Below are 22,256 nucleotides of genomic sequence, written 5' to 3' on the forward strand. Positions count from 1 at the left end.
TAATGGTCGTGCAGATAAATACGATAAGCAGCCGAGTTATTACGGCTGCCTATTATTGCATGATTTATTAATTAGGAAATACAACCTGTTGAGTGAATAATTGAGATAGTTTGTGTTCGTTAATGAGATTAATCGCAGCTTCAATATCTGGTGCGAAATAACGGTCTTTATCGTAATAAGAGACTTTATCACGCAGAATTTTACGTGCAGTTTCTAACCTTTCACTTGATTTCAGCCCATCACGGAAATCAATACCTTGGCAAGCGGATAACCACTCGATAGCCAGAATTCCAGTAACGTTTTTCGCCATTTCCCACAAACGACGGCCTGCGGCTGGTGCCATAGAAACATGATCTTCTTGGTTTGCGGAAGTTGGTAAACTATCAACACTAGATGGATGTGCTAATGCTTTATTTTCGCTAGCTAATGCTGCCGCAGTCACTTGCGCAATCATAAAACCCGAATTCACCCCACCATTATTGACTAAAAATGGAGGTAACTGCGACATATGTGTATCCATTAATAACGCAATACGACGCTCTGATAACGCGCCTATTTCAGCTAATGCCAACGCAATATTATCAGAGGCCATTGCAATAGGTTCCGCATGGAAATTTCCACCAGAAATAATATCGCCATTATCGGTAAAGACTAATGGATTATCAGATACTGCATTTGATTCAATTAAAATCACGTCAGCAGCTTGACGAATTTGAGTTAAACACGCCCCCATAACTTGAGGCTGACAACGCAGTGAATACGGGTCTTGAACTTTAATACAATTTTCATGAGATTGAGCAAGTTCACTGGTAGGTGTCAATATTTCGCGGAATAATGCCGCGACATCAATTTGCCCTTTTTGGCCGCGAACTTCCTGCACTCGCGGATCAAAAGGTTTACGCGAACCCAAAGTTGCTTCTAAACTCAATGAACCGCAAACAATTCCTGTCAGCAGCAAATTCTCAGCTTCAAACAAGCCTTTTAAGGCAAAAGCGGTGGAAGCTTGAGTGCCATTTAATAACGCTAGCCCTTCTTTTGCTTCTAGTGTTAATGGTTTTAAGCCAGCTTTTTCCATCGCTGATTTAGCCGTTATCCATTTACCTTGATAACGCGCTTTACCTTCACCTAACAAAATCAAACTCATATGCGCTAAAGGTGCCAAGTCACCTGACGCCCCCACAGAACCTTTCGCAGGGATAAATGGATATATTTCATGATTAACTAATGAAATTAATGCTTCAATAACCTCTAATCTGATCCCAGAAAAACCGCGTGCTAAGCTATTGATTTTTAATACAATAATTAGGCGAACAAGCTCATCATCAAGCGGTTCACCAACACCAGCGGCATGAGACATCACAATAGAGCGTTGTAATGATTGCAAATCTTTTGTAGCAATGCGCGTATTAGCCAGTAAACCGAAACCTGTATTAATGCCGTAAGCTGTTTTATCTTCAGCAATAATTTGGTTTACCGTCATGACACTTTTTTCAATAGCGGCATGCGAGCGTTTATCAAGTTTAATGGTAATAGGATTAAACAGAACTGAACGCAAATCGTCGAGTGTCATTTTTCCTGGATGAATCGTTAACTTAGTCATTGCATTCACTCCTTAGCGCGCTTTCAGCATAGGTAAATTAAGGTTTTTTTCTTGCGCACATTTAATCGCAATATCATATCCAGCATCGGCATGACGCATAACACCTGTAGCAGGATCATTATGGAGCACTCGAGCAATACGTTCTGCAGCTTCATCTGTTCCATCACACACAATGACCACACCAGAGTGTTGTGAGAAGCCCATTCCCACACCACCGCCATGGTGTAATGAAACCCACGTTGCCCCACTCGCGGTATTGAGTAGTGCATTCAATAATGGCCAATCTGACACTGCATCTGAACCATCTTTCATTGCTTCTGTTTCGCGATTAGGACTTGCAACAGAGCCAGAATCTAAATGGTCGCGTCCAATAACAATTGGCGCTGATACCTCGCCTGTTCTAACCATTTCATTGAAAGCTAAACCTAATTTCGCACGATCACCTAACCCAACCCAGCAAATTCGTGCCGGTAAACCTTGGAAACTAATACGCTCACGTGCCATATCTAACCAATGATGTAGATGTTTATCATCAGGTAATAACTCTTTCACTTTGGCATCTGTTTTATAAATATCTTCCGGGTCACCTGATAACGCCACCCAACGGAAAGGCCCTATACCACGGCAAAAGAGAGGGCGAATATAGGCAGGAACAAATCCTGGAAAATCAAAGGCATTTTTAACACCCATTTCTAATGCCATTTGACGAATATTATTTCCGTAATCAAATGTAGGAATACCTTGTTTTTGGAATGCGAGCATTGCTTTTACATGCTCAGCCATAGATTGCTTAGCCGCTTTAGTCGTACCTTCTGGATCTTTCACACTACGCTCGCGGTACTCTTCCCAAGTCATGCCAATAGGTAAATAACCATTTAGTGGGTCATGGGCACTGGTTTGGTCAGTAACCATATCAGGACGCACACCACGCTTGACTAGCTCCGGTAGAACTTCTGCGGCATTTGCGCATAATGCAATAGAAACAGCTTTTCCTTCGGAAGTGTATTTTTTAATACGCGCTAGAGCATCATCAAGGTCGGTTGCTTGTTCATCAACATATTTCGTACGTAAACGAAAATCGATACGGCTTTGCTGGCATTCAATATTTAAAGAACATGCTCCCGCGAGTGTTGCAGCAAGTGGTTGTGCGCCGCCCATACCACCAAGACCCGCAGTAAGCACCCAGCGCCCCGTTAAATCATCATTAAAATGCTGGCGACCAGCCTCTACAAATGTTTCATAAGTGCCTTGCACAATGCCTTGACTACCAATGTAAATCCAGCTTCCGGCTGTCATCTGCCCATACATTGCCAGCCCTTTTGCATCCAATTCGTTAAAATGCTCCCAATTAGCCCAATGCGGAACAATGTTTGAGTTAGCGATTAATACGCGCGGTGCATTTTCATGCGTTTTAAAGACCCCAACAGGCTTACCTGATTGAATCAACAACGTTTCATCATTTTCTAAATTTTTGAGGCTTTCAACAATTTTGTCGTAACATTGCCAGTTACGTGCTGCTCGGCCAATTCCACCATATACCACCAATTCATGCGGATTTTCTGCAACATCAGGGTCTAAATTATTCATCAACATGCGTAATGGTGCTTCCGTTAACCAACTTTTCGCCTGTAAGGTATTGCCGCGCGCTGCTCTAATTTCACCATTTCTGTATTTATTATTTATCGTTGTCACATTCATACCCTCTTTATCTGTAAATCCATATTGACTGATAATGTCTTCCTATATGTATAGTTGTATATACATGCACAATCAATACCAAATTTAACATTAATTTTTGTCTGAAAATTTAATTAAATGACAATATTTATTTATTTTACAATACGATAAATGTATCTCCATTACTTTTTATGCCAATTTTTTGTTCGAGCTCTGCCAGCAAGATCACATTAATTTCACATTTAATTTACATGAAATAGGTTAATTAATGATATCTAAACTTGAATAAACGATTGTTTTATTCTCTTGATTAAAGCAAAACAGAGAATCAAAAGTTTGCATTACTCGCCATGACACATTTTCATTTAGTGCCTATTTGGCAAGCAATGTGATATTCAGAAGTGAAAGTCATCCCATTAATAAGGATCACTTATTCTAAGAAGTGAAATGCCCCTTTAATTTATAACGATTACCGGGGAAAAGGAGCTTTGTGCTGGTGACAACAAAAGATTGGGACCAAGTGCGACGTGAAATTAATAGGCATGCAGAGCCGACTGAGATAGTTAATAATTTGGCTGATCGCTCATCCGCTTCAACCGCCTCAACAATATGTTCACCTTCTGTCAATGGCGCAACTTTAGACAGGTAATCATGTGGGGTAATGTGCATAAAATCCTGCTGCAAATAGTCTGGTGCAGCTAAAGCATTCACATAGCGGTCTTCAATCTGTACTGCAATATTATTTTCATAATGCACAATGACAGAATGAAAAACTAATGTTTCAGGTAAAATATCTAACTCACGCGCTAAAGGAACGGAAGCAGAAACAGCCTCCAATTTGATAATTTTACAGCTATATTGATGATTTCTAGCAACAATTTCAGACTCAATGCTATGAATTTCAAAAAGTGCAGATTGTCCTTTCGGCTCAGCCACAAAAGTGCCAACGCCTTGTACACGGACAAGTAAACCTTCCGCAGTTAATTCCCTTAACGCGCGGTTAGCTGTCATACGGCTACAAGCAAACTGTTTGACAAGTTCCGCTTCAGATGGAATGCGATCATTTGCTTTCCAATACCCGTCATGGATCTTTTCAATTATTAATTGTTTTACTTGTAAATACAGTGGGATAGGCGTTTCCCTGACGTTTTTTTTATCGGCTGCCACAAATCATTCCCATAGTAAAAGTAAAATGTCTAACCCTAAATATTATTTATATGAATAACATAAAATAGGATATCTTTCATGACATATTATATTACTTTAGCAAATCATTTGTGTTCTGGCAGTGTTAATAAATATCACTAACAATCTATTTAGCGCCTAAATACACGCTATAACATAATGTTATGCTTAATAATGAGTTAAGCGCTATTAGAATTGTTTATTCTGTATCAGAAAAACGATGAATGATCATGGGTTACCTTGCCTTGATAAACGCGTAAATGTAATGGGTGGCTGCCCTGCTCATAAATTATTTCAACCGGCTCAGATACATTCCACACAATAAAATCGGCTTGATAACCTGTTTTTAATTGCCCATGCGTCTCTTCCCGACCTAATGCGCGCGCAGCGTGACATGTCACACCAGACCAAACTTCCTCTGGTGTTAACCTGAATAATACAGCGGCCATGTTCATCACCATGCGCAAAGAGGCAAATGGACTTGTGCCTGGATTAAAATCAGTCGATATTGCCATTGGTACCTGATTTTCTCGCAGTAATTCAATCGGCGGTAATTTAGTCTCGCGCAAGAAATAAAATGCACCTGGCAATAAAACAGCGACAGTCCCACTTTCTTTTAATGCTCGAATCCCTTGTAAATCAAGATATTCAATATGATCAACGGATAAACCTTTAAAACTCGCGACAAGCTCACTGCCACCAAGATTAGAAAGTTGCTCTACATGCCCTTTTACTGGAATACCTAATTGCTGAGCGGCTAAAAATAACTTTTTACTTTGTTCTAATGAAAAGCCCACACTTTCACAAAATACATCAACAGATTCGAACAATCCTTTTTGCCATAATTGCGGCATAATTTGTTCACAAATCAAATCAATATATTCATCCGATTTTCCTTGATATTCAGGGGGAACAGTATGCGCAGATAACAATGTCGAACTTACTGTGATGGGATAAGCCTCAGCAAGGCGTTTTGCCACATTCAGTTGTTTTTCTTCATTCTGTAAATCCAGCCCATAACCCGATTTCATTTCAATTGTTGTGACACCTTCACGAATAAGGGCTTCTAAACGCGGTTGTGATATTCTGTATAAATTATCTTCACTAAGAGAACGTGTTGCCCGCACTGTTGAATTTATGCCACCACCTTGCTGGCTGATTGTTTCATAAGAAATGCCTTTCATGCGCTGTTCCCACTCTGGCGCACGATTGCCACCAAACACTAAATGGGTATGGCAATCAATTAGCCCAGGAGTCACTAAACGCCCAGCTAAATCCACGATTTCACAAACATCATTATCAAGTATTCCTTGTGGCAAAATAGCCACAATCGTCTTGCCCCGGGTGACCATATCGTAGTTTTCCAGTAACCCATATGCCGTTTTTAAATCGGGATCCATGGTTGCAAGTCGTCCATTTCGCCAAATAATATCTTGAGCAAGTAGTTTAAATGACATTATTAGTCCCTTTAAGATGAGAAAGATAGCAGGTATAGAGATGTATATACAATTAGACTAATAAACCATCCGTTGTCAATGATAAAAGGATAAATTAGTTAATTTTTTGTTAATTTGAATTTACTTAATTTCAATAATTATCCTCATTAATATCATTATTAATTCAAATAGGATGACTTACTTACATCAGGCAAAATAGGTTACACTTATACAAATAAGATTATTTAAAAGATTACTAATAAAAATGAAAAATAAATTTGGATTACAAGATGATGAGATTCATCTTTTTAAAGAAGCTATTCGCGGCACTAAAAAAATTCGTCAAGATCAAATCTTGCATACACCACCGCGCGCAAAAGTCACCCAACCTTCCAATAAAAAGGTATTTCAAGAACAAATTGATGCTTCATTCTATTTTTCAGATGAATTTCAGCCACAATTAGAGAGCGAAGGCCCGACGCGCTATTTAAAGCCGGGTTCTAACCCGTATGAATTGAAGAAGTTACGTCGTGGTGATTATATCCCTGAATTATTTCTTGATTTACATGGCTTAACTCAGATGGAAGCTAAACAAGAAATAGGTGCTCTCATTGCGGCATGTCTGCGTGAAAATGTCTTCTGCGCATGCATTATGCATGGACATGGAAAACATATTTTAAAGCAACAAACGCCACTTTGGTTAGCTCAACATCCTGATATTGTTGCTTTTCATCAAGCCCCTAAAGAGTGGGGAGGAAGTGCTTCACTATTGTTACTGATTGATATCGAGGAAAATAGCAGAAGGTAGAGATCATCCAATTTAATGCTCTCTACACCACTTATTCTTTTTACTATTTATTAATAGCTAATAATTGCGCTGGATTAAGCATCCATTCTAGCCGTGCTTTGTGATGTTTAACATCCAGTTCAATACAAACGATTGATGATGTCATAAACATCGGCGGTGCTTCATGTGGACAAAGCTCAGAAACCAAGTAACCGACAAGTGGCAAATGAGAAACCACTAACACTGCATTCGCACCAAGTGCTGCCAAATCAAGGATTTTATCAGCAACATATTGCGCATCGCCATTTGGCGTTAGCATTGAAGTGACTTCAATTTGAGCAGGTAGTGGTAAATAATGGCTTATTTCTTCTAATGTTTGCTCAGCTCGCAAATAAGGACTCACTAATACATTATCAATAGCAGGTGTTCTTTCGCTTAACCACTTTGCCATTATTACCGAATCGTCTTTTCCTTTCTGTGTTAATGCTCTTGCCGCATCACTAGCAGCCTGTAATGCTGCGTCGCCGTGACGCATAATATAAACTTGCATATTCCACCATTTGAGTAGCCTGATAATAATGATGAGCTAATTATTTATTAAATTGTTGCTCACCAGTATCAACAATTCCCTAAAATCATTCAATGGAGATAAATGATGTTCCCATTGAATACGAGAAACTGATGATGAAGGGTGATTTTGCATCAAACTGTCGATAAATAAAATGATTTAGGCTGTTTTTTGTCTGTTATTTACTACAACATCATGACATAAAATAAAATATAATAAATGAAACAAAAGCGATAACTGGTGCTATAAAAAAACCTGATGTTCCATAAATGACAGGAAAACATCAGGCTATTTAAGCAGTCATAATACTAGATTCTTAAATTATAATGCTTAAATTATAATGCTCAAATTATGTTATTAAATAATATGAGTAAATAATACCATCAACAAATTTTGATTAGCTAATCTGCATTACTGGCAAAAAACGTTTTATTCTCTTCTGCCATTTGGCATAAATACTCGCACGGTCGAAATTTGTCGCCGTAACGTTCAGCTAAGTTATTCATTGTATCAACTGTTTTTTGAATGCCTAAGCTGTCCATATAACGGAAAGGTCCACCGAAGAAAGGTGGGAAACCGATACCAAATACGGCACCAATATCCCCATCTCGCGCATTGTGGATCACTTTTTCGTCCAAACAGCGTACAGCTTCATTAAGCATTAGCATGACACAACGTTCTGCAATATCAATTTTACTTAAATGACTATGTGATTGAATGCCGAGTAAAGCATAAACACTGTGGTCTACTTGACGTTTTGATGTTTTTTTCCAAAATAAAAGTTTGGATATTGGTTGATGATCATACAGGTAAAAACCTTTACCGTTCTTTTTACCTTTGCGACCATCATTGTTCACTTTATCAAGAATATCAGGGGCTTTGAACCTATCACCAAAACGCTCAACAAGAATTGGAAGAATTTTGGTACCAACATCAATCCCAACTTCATCTAAAAGATTAAATGGCCCAACAGGGAAACCAAAATCAACTAACGCGCTATCGATATATTCAATTGATTCACCGCTAACTAAACATTCAGCAGCTTCACATAAATAAGGTGCCAAGATACGGTTTACATAAAATCCCGCATCATCACCAACAACAATTGCTGTTTTACCTTGACGTTTTGCAAATGCTACCACGGTGGCAATCGTTTCAGCATCCGTTTTTTTGTGCGGAATGACTTCAACTAATGGCATTTTATCAACCGGACTAAAATAATGTAGTCCGATAACCTTCTCAGGTTTTTCCGCATGTTCAGCAATTTTATAAATAGGTAATGAAGATGTATTAGAAGCAAAAATAGCCTGCCCTGCCGTCACGTCCTGAACTTCAGAAACCATTTTTTGTTTCAAGTTCAAATCTTCAAAAACAGCCTCAACAATTAAATCAGCATGTTCAAGACCTTGATAATTTAGCGTGCCTGAAATTTTTGCCATAATCGCATCGCGCTCACGCGGCGACATGTGTTTTCTCTTGACTCGGCGTGTTAACAAATCCCAACTAAAATGTAGAGCTTGGGTAATTCCTTTCTCATTGATATCTTTAATGCGTACAGGTAAACCTGCTCGCATTGCAGTAACAAAAGCAATACCTCCCCCCATTAACCCACCACCAAGCACACCCACTTGTTTAACAGTTAATGGATTTGCTGAAGAGCCCGTTTCATTTTTCAATGATGTCGTTGCAAAAAATAAGCTACGTAGAGCCACCGACTGAGGTGTCATCACTAATTTGCCAAATGCTTTAGCTTCCGCCTCATATCCTGCCTTGCTTCCGTGTTCAATTCCTGTTTTTACAACTCGAATTATTTTTTCAGGTGCAGGATAATGACCCTTAGTTTTTTTCAGCACGCTGCGTTTTGCACTCGAAAATACATTATTACGCAATAATTTGCTGCCTAATAAACGTTGTTGCCAATGAATAGGCTTACGCTGTATCTTCGTTTTTTTAGCCATCTCAACAGCAACATCTAATAAAATCGTCTCTGGCACCACATCATCAACTAAGCCAATTCGTAAAGCTTGTTTAGCACGTAATTGGCGACCCGTTAACATGAGATCTAGCGCTTTTGGTATCCCAACCAATTTCGGTAAGCGTTGAGTTCCACCAGAACCAGGAAGTAAACCTAATTGAACTTCGGGCAACCCTAAGCGTGTTTTATCACTATTTGAACAAACCCGCGCATGACATGCTAAAGCCAGTTCTAATCCCCCCCCTAAACAAGCACCATGAATGGCGGCAATAATGGGTAAAGGATAGTTTTCAAGCTTATCAAACAGTCGTTGCCCTTCTCGAGATAATTCACTGGCTTCTTCTTCACTATGGCAATTAGCAATCATGCTAATATCAGCACCCGCGATAAAACTGTCTTTCTTACCGGAAGTAATAACTAACCCTTTTAACCCAGAGATAGATTGTGCTTTTTGTAAGATAGCGAGAAATTGCTGGGCAAATTCAGCTTTTAATGTATTAACTTTCTCATTTGGTACATCAATGAAAATGATCCCAACTGTTTGAGAATAAACCTCAAGATGAAATGCCGCTGGTAATTCATGCGTTCCATTATGAATAGGAGAATGTTGTCCCATTATTCCACCTCCAGAATCATTGCTGCACCTAAACCACCCGCGGCGCAAGCCGTAGTTAACCCGAAACCACCGCCACGACGTCGTAATTCATGTAACGTTTGTGTCACCATTCGAGCACCTGTCGCGGCAAATGGATGTCCATAAGCAATCGATCCGCCAAGAACATTAAATTTATCCATATCAATTTCACCAATCGCATCTGATAACCCAAGTTTTTCTTGTGCAAATTGGCGGCTAGCAAATAGTTTAATATTTGCCAATGTTTGCGCAGCAAATGCTTCATGCATATCAATTAACGTCAAATCTTGCAATGTTAGTCCTGCACGTTTTAATGCAATTGGCGTCGCGTAAGTTGGACCCAATAGCATATCTTGCCAAACATCAATGGCTGAAAAAGCAAAACTACGAATGTAGCCTAACGGCTGATAACCTAAAGCTTTTGCGCGAGATTCAGTCATCATCAACACGGCAGCAGCGCCATCTGTCAATGGCGTACTATTTGCTGCTGTGACTGTGCCATGTTTGCGATCAAAAGCAGGTCTGAGTTGAGAATATGAAGATAATACTGAGTTTTTTCGAATATTATTATCTTGATTAAATGCTTGTTTAAAAGGTGGCATATAAGCGGTCATGACTTCCTGCTCAAGAACACCACTATCCCAAGCTTTTGCCGCTAATAGATGAGAACGATGTGCTAATTCATCTTGTTGCAGGCGGCTGATGTGGTAACTTTTTGCCATTTGCTCTGCGGTATCGCCCATGCGCAAACCGGTTGAATATTCGGCAACCGCAGGCGCAACGGGTAATAAATCTTTTAATCTTAATTTAGAAATTAAAGATAATTTTTGACCAAAAGATTTTGCTTTACTCAATGACAGCAATGTTGCTGCCATTTTTTTCGTCACCCCAATGGGTAAAACAGAAGATGAATCGGCACCACCCGCAATACCAACCGAAATATGCCCAGCAAGCATACTTTCCATCACGTTCGCCATCGCCTGAAAACTCGTCGCGCAAGCACGAGAAACACTGTAAGCATCTGTTGAGACACTCATTCCGGTTCCTAACACAATTTCTCGTGCAATATTAGGCGCGGCTGGCATTTGTACAACTTGTCCGAAAACTAATTGCTCTATTAAATTTTTATCAATACCGCTACGGCTGATCAATTCTGCAACAACCGCTTTTCCCAAATCGACTGCTGCAATTCCCTGATATGCCGTGGCTTGTTTAGCAAAAGGCAAACGAAGACCGCTCACAATGGCGATCCTTTCCTTTGTTGTGTGAGTGCTTTCGCCATGATGGGAAAGTTGATTCATGGTAGCTCCTGCTAAAAGTAATAAAGAAAGTTGCTAACGAGTATAATTTGCAATGTTAAGAGGTCTGACCTGTCACATTGTTAACATAAATTTCACATATAGAAAATAGCATCATAAAGAAAATGCGAGCTTGAGCACAACTTCCCCAATTCAAACGAATGAATGCCTCATCATCTTTTCAAGGTCAATTATTTTACTCACTGCTAATTAGCGACCTTTTACTATGTTGAAGAATAAATTGATAATTTTATCAATAGAAGAATTCAGGATATGTATAAAATTTGGATAAGACACAACAGAATATAAGCTCAATAAATACAACCAAAAGGTGATTGTAAATCGAACAATTTTCAGATGTGATTTTTAAAGGCAGGAATTTAACAAAAATAGATTAACACAACCTTCACTGCCATAAATAAATTGGCAGTGAAGGAAAAAAATTAATCAAACGTTTGATTAGCGTAAGCCTAATTGAAAAATTAAACTTTCAGCTTCACAACTAAAAGTGAAACTTACTGACAGCTCTACCCCGCCATCCACATTAGAAATGCTATGATGAATAACGCAAGGGTCTGACTCCACTGCTCTCGCCTTTGCTGTCAGCTCTTTCAGCGCAGATTCCGCCTCTGCTTGGTTCGCAAAAACATGCTGATACGATGCAGTGCAATCTTTGTTATCTAAAACTGTACCCACATCTACACAGCAGCAAGCAGCGGTTTCTTCCGCGTTACAACGGTTAATCGCATCAGTCATTTTACTCTCCAAATCAACAAACTATTAGTAAGTTGTTATCTTACCGCTGAAAAAGAACAAAAAACTAGTCTGTATCAAATGTAATCCCTGACTATCCGCCATAAGTTTGATCTAACCACGGATTTATTATTCACTTTCTCATAAATATCATCTTAATGTTGCAATTATGTTAATTAAATCCCAATTTTGAAAACATTTTAGATATAAAAGCAAAACATGCTTGCAACACATATGGTGGTCAGACCTATACTCTACCAACTGGTCTGATTTGTCATAGCGGCAAGCGACCCTACAATTCTGCGCTTCTTGCGACAAGAAGTCGCTAATTTAAATAATATACAAGAGGGTTTTGGTTATGATAAGCCAGAAAAACCTGTTTAATCGTAATATATTAGCAATCGCAGTGGCATTGGTTTCATCGAACGCAGGTGCTGCTGGTTTTTTGCTTAATGAATATTCTACATCAGCATTAGGACGTGCTTTTTCTGGGGCTGGGGCTGTCGGAGATAACGCAAGTGAAGGAAACCGTAACCCAGCAGCAATGATGTTATTTGACCGACCTGCAATGTCTGTTGGTGCTGTTTATATTGATCCAAGTGTTGATATTAAAGGTCGCGGTAAATCACCATTTGGTAGTAATTTAACCGCTAATGATATTGCTCCAAGTGCAGTGGTTCCTAACGCGCACTTTATTTTCCCCGTTAATGATAAATGGGCTGTTGGTACATCAATGACAACCAACTTTGGTCTTGCAACTGATTTTAACAAAAATTATGCCGCAGGCTCAATTGGTGGGAAAACCGATCTGAAAACAGTAAATTTAAACTTAAGCGGTGCTTATCGTTTAAATGATAATTTCAGTTTCGGATTAGGTGCGAATGCTGTTTATGCTGATGCAGAAATTAAACGCCATGCAGGTGATTTAGGGCTTGCAGTGACTCAACTCGGGCTTCCGCCTATTCCGGCGAATACAACAATGGCAAAACTGACCGGAAGTGATTGGGGCTATGGCTGGAATGCGGGCGTTTTATACGAATTTAATGATGATAACCGCTTGAGCTTTACTTATCGCTCTAAAGTCACCGTCAAATTTAAAGATGGTAAATATTCTAATGATTTACCAAGTAATAACCCAATGTTAGGGCAACTAGGTATTGTTGGGACTGGTGGAGATAAAATTAAAGGTAAACTGGATCTGAATTTACCTGATATTTGGGAATTCTCAGGCTACCATAAAGTTGATCCTAAATGGGCTCTTCACTATAGCGTTTCTTATACTGGTTGGAGTACCTTTAAAGATCTTTCCGCTTATCGTAGCAGTGATAACAAAGAACTGTTCCACAAGCCCGAACACTTTAAAGATGCTTGGCGTTTAGCATTAGGTGCAACCTATTTCTATGACGATAACTGGACTTTCCGTACTGGTGTCGCTTATGACGAAAGCCCAATTCCAACAAAATATCGCTCTATCTCTATTCCAGACCAAGATCGTTATTGGTTAAGTGCGGGAACAACTTATGCATTTACTGATAATGCTTCTGTTGATTTAGGTATTTCTTATATGTACGGTAAAAAAGTCGACATAAAAGAAAAACTCAGTGAAAATATTCCTGAGCAAATGATCCCAGCATATCAATTCAAATCTGAAGGTTCAGCTTGGTTATATGGTGTTAACTTCAACTACACATTCTAATCACGCTTTATCTTAAAAATCCCAAACAGGGAGTCATTCCCTGTTTGATTTTCTCTAATAAACCATTTCTGCTTATATTCACTGCTTATTTATCTAAAATTTATTATTGCTAATCAAGATAATGTTGCTTTGCAATTTATTTTCAAAACATCACATAGCTTATACATTCCTGTCATCATTTATACAAATAATGGTGCTATATTAATTTCAGTTGCAACAAATACATATTCAATCAGATTGGCTAATCACCAATGATGGAAGAGGTTCTATGACAAAGTAGGAGATTTTTATGGGAACATTATTTACGGTAAGTTTTATTGGTATATTGGGTGTTATCGCACTTATAGATACAATTAGTCAGCGCCTAAGAAGAGGTAATAATGAATAATTTTCTTATCACTCTCTAATGCCAGCTAACTATTAGAGAGTGATAACGTTCACAATGCTTTATCTTAAAAAAGCTTAATCAATAGAATCAAGGTCACCTTCAATTGCCGCAGCATTAGGGTTGACTGTTGCTTTTAACTCACCACCAGATGATAAGAAATCATTGCGTTGGAAATACGCTTCACGCATCAATAAATAAGGATCTGATGAATTTTTTAGCAATCCGTCAGAATCAAGTAACCGTGAACGCGTTTCAATACCTTCTAGTGCCCACTTACCTGCCGACATCCAGAAAGTCAGATAACTTAACATTGGATAAAGATCGTCAACTAAATTACCGCCCTCTTCTCTTGGCGTAAAACTACCATAACCGGGGAGTACCACGTAAGGACCATAACCGACATCATAATAACCTAATGTATTACCAAAACGTTTAGGTTCTTCTTTCGCAAGTTGCGGATTTGCCATGGATGCAACATCAATTAACCCACCAACACCAAATACGGTATTGAGGAAGAAACGGTTAAAGTGTTTAAAGCCTTGTGTTATTTCTCCGCGTAAGAAGCTGTTTAGCATACTTGCGGGCTCTTCAAGGTTAACAAAAAAGTTAGTTAACCCATTTCGAGCTGGCGTTGGCACATAGTCTCGCCATGCGACTGCAACTGGTCTTAGGATATATGGATCTAAGACATTATAGTTAAAGTTGAACATCGCTCGGTTAAACCCTTCTAATGGGTCAGAGCGTTCGTGTGTGACTGGATCAATTGTACTTGAACACCCTACTAATAAAACACCCGCAAGAAGAATGCTATTTACGCGAAGCTTCATATTACTCTCCATTCCCTACATCACCTAGCCATGGCTCTTTTTTGGCAAATTATAAACTAATGAAAAAATATTAAAACCAAATAGATATCTTTGTTAATCAAATTGAGTGATTAACGCTATAACAAAGACTTAAACAAAAAAATAAACGACCAGAATAACATTAACAAAGCATGACAGAATATACTGATCTTAATGCGTTCATGAAGGAGAGATTGTTTATGATTTATCTCACCCCCAATCAACTTAAGTGTATTCACTTAACTAAGATTAGACATAAAACAGTTCAGTTTAAAGTCATTACTTTTGAAAAAATTATGTCTGTATAACTCATAGATTCATTGATATCGTCAGCAATAACATGAGCGAGGATGAGTATAGAATAAAAAGAAAAGAAGCCCTTAACGTTAAGGGCTTTGTGCATCATGAGTTAAACATTTTTTCTTTCGATAGTCTCTTCTCCCCAAAACAGAATGTCTTTATCTGTTTTAGAAAAAGCTAACGGAAGAACTTCATCAGCCCCTTCTTCCCATATTTTTTCTGCTAATACTTCATCATTATTTGCTAATTCAAATATTGCTTCAGCAATTTCAATTGATGTTTCACGTACTTTTGCCCAATCAGAGATATGATGATCTTTCATTTCATTGCCCTTTTGCGTTTAACTTAAGAAAACAATACCACGAAAACGCAGCAATTATCATTAGACAAATGTGTCTAATGATTACATAGCTTACCGAAGATGATATATCTCATTTTTATCACGTTTTCTGAATATATAAATATGATATATTCAGTTAAAAAGAATCACAATAAATTATAAAAAAGTGACCATTCATTAATGAACATATAATAGGCTTAATATAATAGCCCCTAATATTGCAGAGCAATTAATTTACTTTCAACAGCAAATTGAATTTGCTAATTATAAGAAAAAACACTTTCTTGAAAAATTAGAATACGTAATGAAATACATGCAGAAAGCACAGTATAATCAAAGTAATCAAGAATAAAATAAATACGAACTGAATTATTAATATATAATTTACATATGCTATCCGTTTTCAGTTCCTAAGAAAAAGAAATAGAACATTTTATAGAAAAACGCTCTATATTCATGAAGGTTATTATTTGTAGAATGGATTAAACTAATTTACTGCCTTGACGATAAGCTAAAGCAACTGTCAGCGATTGTGCTAAGCATAGCGTTGCCGATTGAGAGCGAAATGCATCAACTTGCGCTTCTTTAATCACAAAACAGACATCACTAAAACTGGCAAGTGGGCTGATTTGGCTATCGGTGATAACGATTTGCTTTGCCCCAGTTTGTGCCGCTTTTTCACTTACCATTACGGTATCTTGAGCATAAGGCGTAAAACTAATCGAGATAACAACATCCTTTTCATTAATTCGGCTAATTTGCTCTTTGAACATGCCGCCTAACCCATCAATAAGAACAGGATGACATTCTAAGTGGCTCAAAGCGTAACTTAAATAGGTTGCCACACTAAATGAACGGCGCAACCCGATAATATATACATTTCTCGCTTCGGCTAATAATGAAACAGCCTTTTCCATATCTTCAGCTGGAGTTCTTGCTGCCATTTGCTGTAATGCTTGAGCATTTGAATGAGCGAACTCTTTTAAAATATGAATTGGATCATCAGTCAATTCTTGCTCGCTATCCATTTCGCGAAATAATCTCGCTCTGTCAGTATAGCTTGCTGTTTCTTCAACCAAATTCATTCGAAACAATTGTTTCATCTCATTAAAGCCACTAAAATCAAATGCATTTGCAAAGCGGATTAATGTTGATGGCGGTACATTTGCTTCTTTCGCAATCACCGCAACCGTATCAAATGCAACACTATTCGTATTGTCCAATACATATCTAGCCACTTGTTGCAGCCGTTTGCTTAATTCATCGTATCGAGAACGAACTTGTTCTTGAAACTCATTTAAATTTGATGCGCTTGACATATAACCTCCATGGTTTGGCTACCAATTGTAATTCTTTTGCGCCATTAGTCGAACTATTTTGAAACAGTTAGTTCACATTTCAAAGACTTTCATCCTTCTCTACTTCAAATAATTACCCTAAATAATCCAACTATAAATAATCTATAGAACAACTTACACCAATAATATCTATTATAGCTCAGGTTAATGGAAGTCACATTTCATGCTGTATTCTTAACTGCTACATAACTAAATAAGCTATTGACGCCCTTTTTAAAATCATAATTTTTATCTTGGATGATAAATTTCATAAAAAGCCTGTATGGATCACATAAATTGAATGATATTTCAATTTTAGTTGAAAATGAAATAAAAATTTCATATACATTATGTAACAACGTAATCCTGTCAGCGAAAGAGAGGCAACATGGAACAGATTAATAACTTCATTGGTGGTGAGATTGTATCCAGTAAAAGTGGGCGTTTTGCCCCAGTATTTAACCCTGCAACAGGTGAACAAATTGCACAAGTGGGGTTAAGTAGCGCCGATGAAACAAAAGCAGCAATACAAGTCGCACAAGCAGCATTTCCAAAATGGTCAAAACTTTCACCATTAAAACGCTCTCGTATTCTATTTAAATTCAAAGCATTACTTGAAGATAATATGGATGATTTGGCGCGTCTCATTTCTAAAGAGCATGGTAAAGTCTTCTCTGATGCTGTTGGTGAATTAACCCGAGGTCTTGAAGTTGTTGAATTTGCTTGTGGTATCCCTCACTTACAAAAAGGTGAGCATTCTGCCAATGTCGCAACTGGCGTAGATTCACACTCATTGATGCAGCCATTAGGCGTTTGTGCTGGAATTACACCATTTAACTTCCCAGCAATGGTGCCAATGTGGATGTTCCCGATCGCCATTGCAGCGGGTAACACCTTTATTTTAAAACCTTCTGAAAAAGATCCCTCTTTAGCGATTGCTCTCGCTAAACTTTTGAAAGAGGCAGGTTTACCTGATGGCGTATTTAACGTTGTTCAAGGCGATAAAGAAGCCGTTGATGTGCTATTAACAGATCCCGCTATTCAAGCGGTTAGCTTTGTAGGTTCAACTCCTATTGCAGAATATATTTATTCAACCGCTTCTGCTCATGGTAAGCGTTGTCAAGCATTAGGCGGAGCGAAAAACCATTGTATTTTGATGCCAGATGCTGATTTAGGCCAAGCAACAAATGCAATTATGGGTGCCGCATTCGGTGCCGCAGGTGAACGTTGCATGGCGTTATCCATTGTTTTAGCTGTAGGTGATGAAACAGCTGATGCTCTAATTGCTAAGTTAAAAGAACAAATTGCCAACATGAAAGTGGGCCCAGGCATTACCGACGGTAAAGAAAATGATATGGGACCTGTCATTTCTGCTCAACATAAAGCAAAAATTTGTGACTATATTACGAGTGGTGAAAAACAAGGGGCGACTTTATTAGTTGATGGTCGTGAATTTCAAGTTACAGGATTTGAAAATGGCTATTTCGTAGGTCCTACATTATTTGATAATGTCACACCAGAAATGGACATTTATAAAGATGAAATTTTTGGCCCTGTACTCGCTATTGTTCGTGTGCCTGATTTTGAAACTGGCTTGAAGTTAATCAACCAACATGAATATGGAAATGGAACTGCTATCTTTACCCGAGATGGTGAGACAGCCCGCGAATTTCAAGAAAATGTACAAGCAGGCATGGTTGGTATCAACATTCCGATCCCTGTACCAATGGCATTTCATAGCTTTGGTGGTTGGAAACGCTCAATTTTCGGTCCTTTAAATGTGCATGGAAATGATGGTGTTCGTTTCTATACTCGCATGAAAACTGTTACAAGTCGTTGGCCTGCAAGTGTACGTTTAGAGCATCACGAAAGTAGTTTCACAATGCCAACCATGGAATAAATGGAGACCCGTATGAATAAGCAGAAAATGACCACAGCTCAAGCATTGGTGAAGTTTCTTAATCAACAATATGTTGACGTCGATGGTAAGCAGTATCCGTTTATTCAGGGAATATTTACGATTTTTGGCCATGGTAATGTTGTAGGTTTAGGACAGGCGCTGGAAGAAGCGCCTGGACACCTGCGTGTTTATCAAGGATGTAATGAACAAGGCATGGCGCATATTGCGACAGGTTTTGCAAACAAAAAAACGTAAACAAATTATTGCGGTCACCTCTTCTGTTGGACCTGGTGCAGCAAATATGATCACAGCCGCTGCTACCGCCACAGCAAACCGCATCCCTTTATTATTATTACCCGGTGATACTTTCGCCACACGCCAGCCTGATCCCGTTTTACAACAAGTAGAACAATATGGTGATGGTACAATTAGTACTAATGACTGCTTCCGACCTGTATCTCGTTATTGGGATAGAATTTCGCGGCCAGAACAGTTAATGGCGGCCATGGTCAATGCGATGCGTGTATTAACTGATCCTGCTGATACAGGTGCAGTGACAATTTGTTTACCACAAGATGTACAAGGCGAAGCTTGGGAGTTCCCTGACTATTTCTTTGAAAAACGAGTTCATCGTATTGAGCGCAGACCCCCAACTACGGTCAGTATAGAAGAAGCAATTAAACTGATCCAACGGAAGAAAAAACCATTATTAATTTGTGGTGGTGGAGTTCGCTACTCAGAAGCCCATGATGTATTTTTACAATTTGCAGAAGATTACCAGATCCCATTTGGTGAAACGCAAGCAGGTAAAAGTGCTGTCGTTGCTAGCCATCCATTAAATGTCGGCGGTATCGGTACCACAGGCGGTCTTGCGGCAAACCTACTTGCTAAAGATGCGGACTTAATTATTGGTGTTGGTACACGTTTTACTGATTTCACTACAGCTTCTAAGTCATTATTTAGTCATCCTAATGTTGAATTCCTAAATATTAATGTTGCCGAATTTGATGCTATTAAATTAGATGCACTAACCGTCGTTGCTGATGCAAAAGAAGCATTGCAAACACTGGATAGCAAGCTGAAAAATACTGATTATCAAGCCCTGTGGGGAGATGAAATACAAAATGCTAAACAACAATGGGCTACAGAAATGGATCGCCTATTTAGCATCCAATATCGCCCATTAGATTTTGTCCCAGAAATCTCAGGTCACCTTGATGATAAGTTGGAAGAATATAAAACAACATTAGGAACGGAACTCGCACAAACGCGCGTGTTAGGACTGATGCAGCAACATATTGAAGATGATGCAATTATTGTTGGTGCCGCAGGGTCGCTGCCGGGTGATTTACAACGAATTTGGTTACCAAAACACCGCGATACTTACCATCTTGAATATGGTTATTCTTGCATGGGATATGAAATCGCTGCGGCTGTTGGTGCAAAAATTGCTTCACCAAATCAATCAGTATATGCAATGGTTGGTGATGGTTCATATCTAATGCTTCATAGCGAATTACAAACTGCTATCCAAGAGAACCTTAAAATAACCATTTTATTGTTTGATAATGCAGGATTTGGTTGCATCAATAATTTGCAAATGAGTCAAGGTATGGGCAGTTTTGGCACAGAAAATCGTCATCGAAACCCACAAACGGGCATGATGGACGGACCTCTAGTCCAAGTGGATTTCGCTAAAAACGCCGAAAGTTATGGATGCAAGAGCTACCGTGTCCATGATGAACAGCAGCTAATTAACGCGTTAGAAGATGCAAAATCGCATTCTGGATGTGTGTTGATTGACATTAAAGTGTTACCAAAAACAATGACTAATGGTTATGAAGCTTGGTGGCGAACCGGTACTGCTCAAGTTGCTAAAAAGCCAGAAATCGTGGCGGCAGCTGAAAAAATTAAAGATATGGTTGAACATAAAGTACGTCTTTATTAACTATTTTGATTGTTTAAGCTCAACAGAGATCACTCGACGGTAGTTTTGCCGTTGAGGGATTTTCTGTAAGCTTTAGCGAGTCGTTAGAAGTAACAAGGTCGGAAGTTAATGGAAGTTTTGTATTCATTTTATAATTCATAGTGTTCAACACTAATCATTTTTTTATACCCAGCCTTTGCTGGGTTTTTTTATGGTTTTTTTAGTTTAAAAAATTATTTAATGAAATGTATGTTTTTAAATTTTAACTAAAAAATGAAAAAATTAAATAACCATAAAATAAAACGCTATCCCATACATATTTTACTGTCAGATACTGAGTACTTACATTATTAATTTGTGATCTGACTAACACTAAAAATACACTTTAATGTAACATTTGTTATCTAGCACTCAAAAACATAATTTCCAAAAAATTATGAATTGAAATGAACGTTTTATTTGGTATATTCCGTAGTATCCAAATAGTGGATTTAAAGTATCAAGGAGCATTTGAATGTTCAATATAGCACTATTCGGCGCGGGACGTATCGGACAGGTTCATGCTGTTAATATCGCCGGCCATAAAGAAACGACACTTTATTCTGTCATTGACCCTTATCAACCTAATGCAGTTGCTTTGGCAGAAAAATATCAAGCAAAAGTGCAAACCCCAGAAGAAGCTATGCAAGACCCAAATGTTGATGGTGTCTTAATTGCTTCCGCTACAGATACTCATGCTGATTTAATTGAGTTGGCAGCTAAAAATAAAAAAGTAATTTTTTGTGAGAAGCCTGTCCACCTCGATCTTGAACGTGTAAGACAATGCCTCAAAAGTGTTAAAGAAAATGACGTTCCATTATTCATTGGCTTTAACCGCCGTTACGACCCTCAATTTCGCCATCTGAAAAATTTATTCCAACAAGGCGCTATTGGTAAAGCAGAATCATTAATAATTACTTCGCGCGATCCGTCACCACCACCAGCAGAATATGTCAAAGTTTCAGGCGGTATGTTTAGAGATATGACTATTCATGATTTCGATATGGCGAGATTCATGATTGGCGAAGAGCCTTGTTCTGTATTTGCTCAAGGCAGTAATGTTGTTGATCCTGCGATTGGACAAGCTGGCGATATAGATACTGCCTTTATTATATTGAAATTCCCTTCAGGCGCGATGGCAACCATTTCCAATAGCCGCCGTTCAGGCTATGGCTATGACCAACGTATTGAACTTCATGGGGAAAAAGGACTATTAACAGCAGGAAATATAAAAGAAAATAGCGTTGAATTACTCAGTGAAGTTGGCTGTTTATCCGCAAAACCTGAGTACTTTTTCCTACAACGTTATAACGAAGCCTACAAAGCGGAATGGGAACATTTCGTTGATATTTTAGCAGGTCGAGCAACATCAGAAACAACAGGCACAGATGGTGAACTTGCTCTATATCTCGCAGACAAAGCACTCGAGTCATTAAAAACGGGTAAAGAAGTTAAACTGTAATTAGTCATTTTTACTATTTTATATCTGATTACCCATTAGCGGACGAGAAAAAACTTCTCGCCCGCCAATTAAAATAAATAGATTTATTTAATAAATTGAAAATTTAAAT

The 22,256-nt window shown here is 38.5% G+C and carries 15 protein-coding genes and 1 pseudogene; 5 read left to right on the plus strand and 11 right to left on the minus strand.

Translation table 11 applies throughout. The annotated features are described in order from the left end of the window. Window positions 1-67: 67 nt before the first annotated feature. The 4 genes from hutH to hutI form a co-directional block, all read right to left on the minus strand. Window positions 68-1,600, minus strand: a complete 1,533-nt coding sequence (hutH, locus tag OO7_RS11605; RefSeq protein ID WP_008916124.1) for a histidine ammonia-lyase — start codon at window positions 1,598-1,600, stop codon at window positions 68-70. Window positions 1,601-1,612: 12 nt separating this feature from the next. Beyond that, window positions 1,613-3,298 carry a urocanate hydratase gene (hutU, locus tag OO7_RS11610; RefSeq protein WP_043892704.1) on the minus strand — a complete coding sequence of 562 codons (1,686 nt, stop codon included), beginning with the start codon at window positions 3,296-3,298 and terminating at the stop codon, window positions 1,613-1,615. A 414-nt stretch (window positions 3,299-3,712) separates the two neighbouring features. Next, the gene (hutC, locus tag OO7_RS11615) at window positions 3,713-4,444 is read right to left on the minus strand and encodes a histidine utilization repressor (protein WP_008916126.1); all 732 of its coding nucleotides are present in this window, start codon (window positions 4,442-4,444) and stop codon (window positions 3,713-3,715) included. Window positions 4,445-4,671: 227 nt separating this feature from the next. Next, window positions 4,672-5,919 (minus strand): imidazolonepropionase, encoded by a 1,248-nt coding sequence (gene hutI / locus OO7_RS11620; RefSeq protein WP_008916127.1) that lies wholly within the window; start codon window positions 5,917-5,919, stop codon window positions 4,672-4,674. Between the two features lie 244 nt (window positions 5,920-6,163). Between hutI and smrB the strand changes: the two genes are divergently transcribed. Beyond that, the gene (gene smrB / locus OO7_RS11625) at window positions 6,164-6,706 is read left to right on the plus strand and encodes an endonuclease SmrB (protein WP_008916128.1); all 543 of its coding nucleotides are present in this window, start codon (window positions 6,164-6,166) and stop codon (window positions 6,704-6,706) included. Between the two features lie 43 nt (window positions 6,707-6,749). Here smrB and sixA read toward each other — a convergent pair whose 3' ends face one another. The 4 genes from sixA to OO7_RS11645 all read right to left on the minus strand — a co-directional run bounded on the left by sixA (window position 6,750) and on the right by OO7_RS11645 (window position 11,916). After that, a complete protein-coding gene (gene sixA, locus OO7_RS11630) occupies window positions 6,750-7,235 on the minus strand; it encodes a phosphohistidine phosphatase SixA (RefSeq protein ID WP_008916129.1) in 486 nt (161 codons plus the stop codon). A gap of 419 nt (window positions 7,236-7,654) precedes the next feature. Further along, a complete protein-coding gene (gene fadJ, locus OO7_RS11635; protein ID WP_008916130.1) occupies window positions 7,655-9,844 on the minus strand; it encodes a fatty acid oxidation complex subunit alpha FadJ in 2,190 nt (729 codons plus the stop codon). Then, window positions 9,844-11,163 (minus strand): acetyl-CoA C-acyltransferase FadI, encoded by a 1,320-nt coding sequence (fadI, locus tag OO7_RS11640; RefSeq protein ID WP_008916131.1) that lies wholly within the window; start codon window positions 11,161-11,163, stop codon window positions 9,844-9,846. Before fadI ends, fadJ begins: the two co-directional genes overlap by 1 nt. A 456-nt stretch (window positions 11,164-11,619) precedes the next feature. After that, window positions 11,620-11,916, minus strand: a complete 297-nt coding sequence (locus tag OO7_RS11645) for a YfcZ/YiiS family protein (protein WP_008916132.1) — start codon at window positions 11,914-11,916, stop codon at window positions 11,620-11,622. A 358-nt stretch (window positions 11,917-12,274) separates the two neighbouring features. Between OO7_RS11645 and fadL the strand changes: the two genes are divergently transcribed. Further along, the gene (gene fadL / locus OO7_RS11650) at window positions 12,275-13,609 is read left to right on the plus strand and encodes a long-chain fatty acid transporter FadL (RefSeq protein WP_043892886.1); all 1,335 of its coding nucleotides are present in this window, start codon (window positions 12,275-12,277) and stop codon (window positions 13,607-13,609) included. Between the two features lie 462 nt (window positions 13,610-14,071). Here fadL and mlaA read toward each other — a convergent pair whose 3' ends face one another. The 3 genes from mlaA to OO7_RS11665 all read right to left on the minus strand — a co-directional run bounded on the left by mlaA (window position 14,072) and on the right by OO7_RS11665 (window position 16,801). Continuing rightward, window positions 14,072-14,824 (minus strand): phospholipid-binding lipoprotein MlaA, encoded by a 753-nt coding sequence (mlaA, locus tag OO7_RS11655; RefSeq protein ID WP_008916134.1) that lies wholly within the window; start codon window positions 14,822-14,824, stop codon window positions 14,072-14,074. Window positions 14,825-15,251: 427 nt separating this feature from the next. Next, on the minus strand, window positions 15,252-15,464 hold the full coding sequence (locus OO7_RS11660) for a YccJ family protein (RefSeq protein WP_008916135.1): 213 nt from the start codon (window positions 15,462-15,464) through the stop codon (window positions 15,252-15,254). A 500-nt stretch (window positions 15,465-15,964) separates the two neighbouring features. Beyond that, a complete protein-coding gene (locus OO7_RS11665) occupies window positions 15,965-16,801 on the minus strand; it encodes a MurR/RpiR family transcriptional regulator (protein WP_008916136.1) in 837 nt (278 codons plus the stop codon). Between the two features lie 406 nt (window positions 16,802-17,207). Between OO7_RS11665 and OO7_RS11670 the strand changes: the two genes are divergently transcribed. The 3 genes and pseudogenes from OO7_RS11670 (at window position 17,208) to iolG (ending at window position 22,147) form a co-directional block, all read left to right on the plus strand. After that, on the plus strand, window positions 17,208-18,719 hold the full coding sequence (locus OO7_RS11670; protein ID WP_008916137.1) for a CoA-acylating methylmalonate-semialdehyde dehydrogenase: 1,512 nt from the start codon (window positions 17,208-17,210) through the stop codon (window positions 18,717-18,719). A 12-nt stretch (window positions 18,720-18,731) separates the two neighbouring features. Beyond that, window positions 18,732-20,667, plus strand: a pseudogene (gene iolD, locus OO7_RS11675) (3D-(3,5/4)-trihydroxycyclohexane-1,2-dione acylhydrolase (decyclizing)). A gap of 493 nt (window positions 20,668-21,160) precedes the next feature. Next, window positions 21,161-22,147, plus strand: a complete 987-nt coding sequence (gene iolG / locus OO7_RS11680) for an inositol 2-dehydrogenase (RefSeq protein WP_008916138.1) — start codon at window positions 21,161-21,163, stop codon at window positions 22,145-22,147. The last annotated feature ends 109 nt before the right edge of the window (window positions 22,148-22,256 follow it).

Origin of the sequence: Providencia sneebia DSM 19967 (genome assembly GCF_000314895.2) — a bacterium.
Lineage (GTDB): Bacteria > Pseudomonadota > Gammaproteobacteria > Enterobacterales > Enterobacteriaceae > Providencia > Providencia sneebia.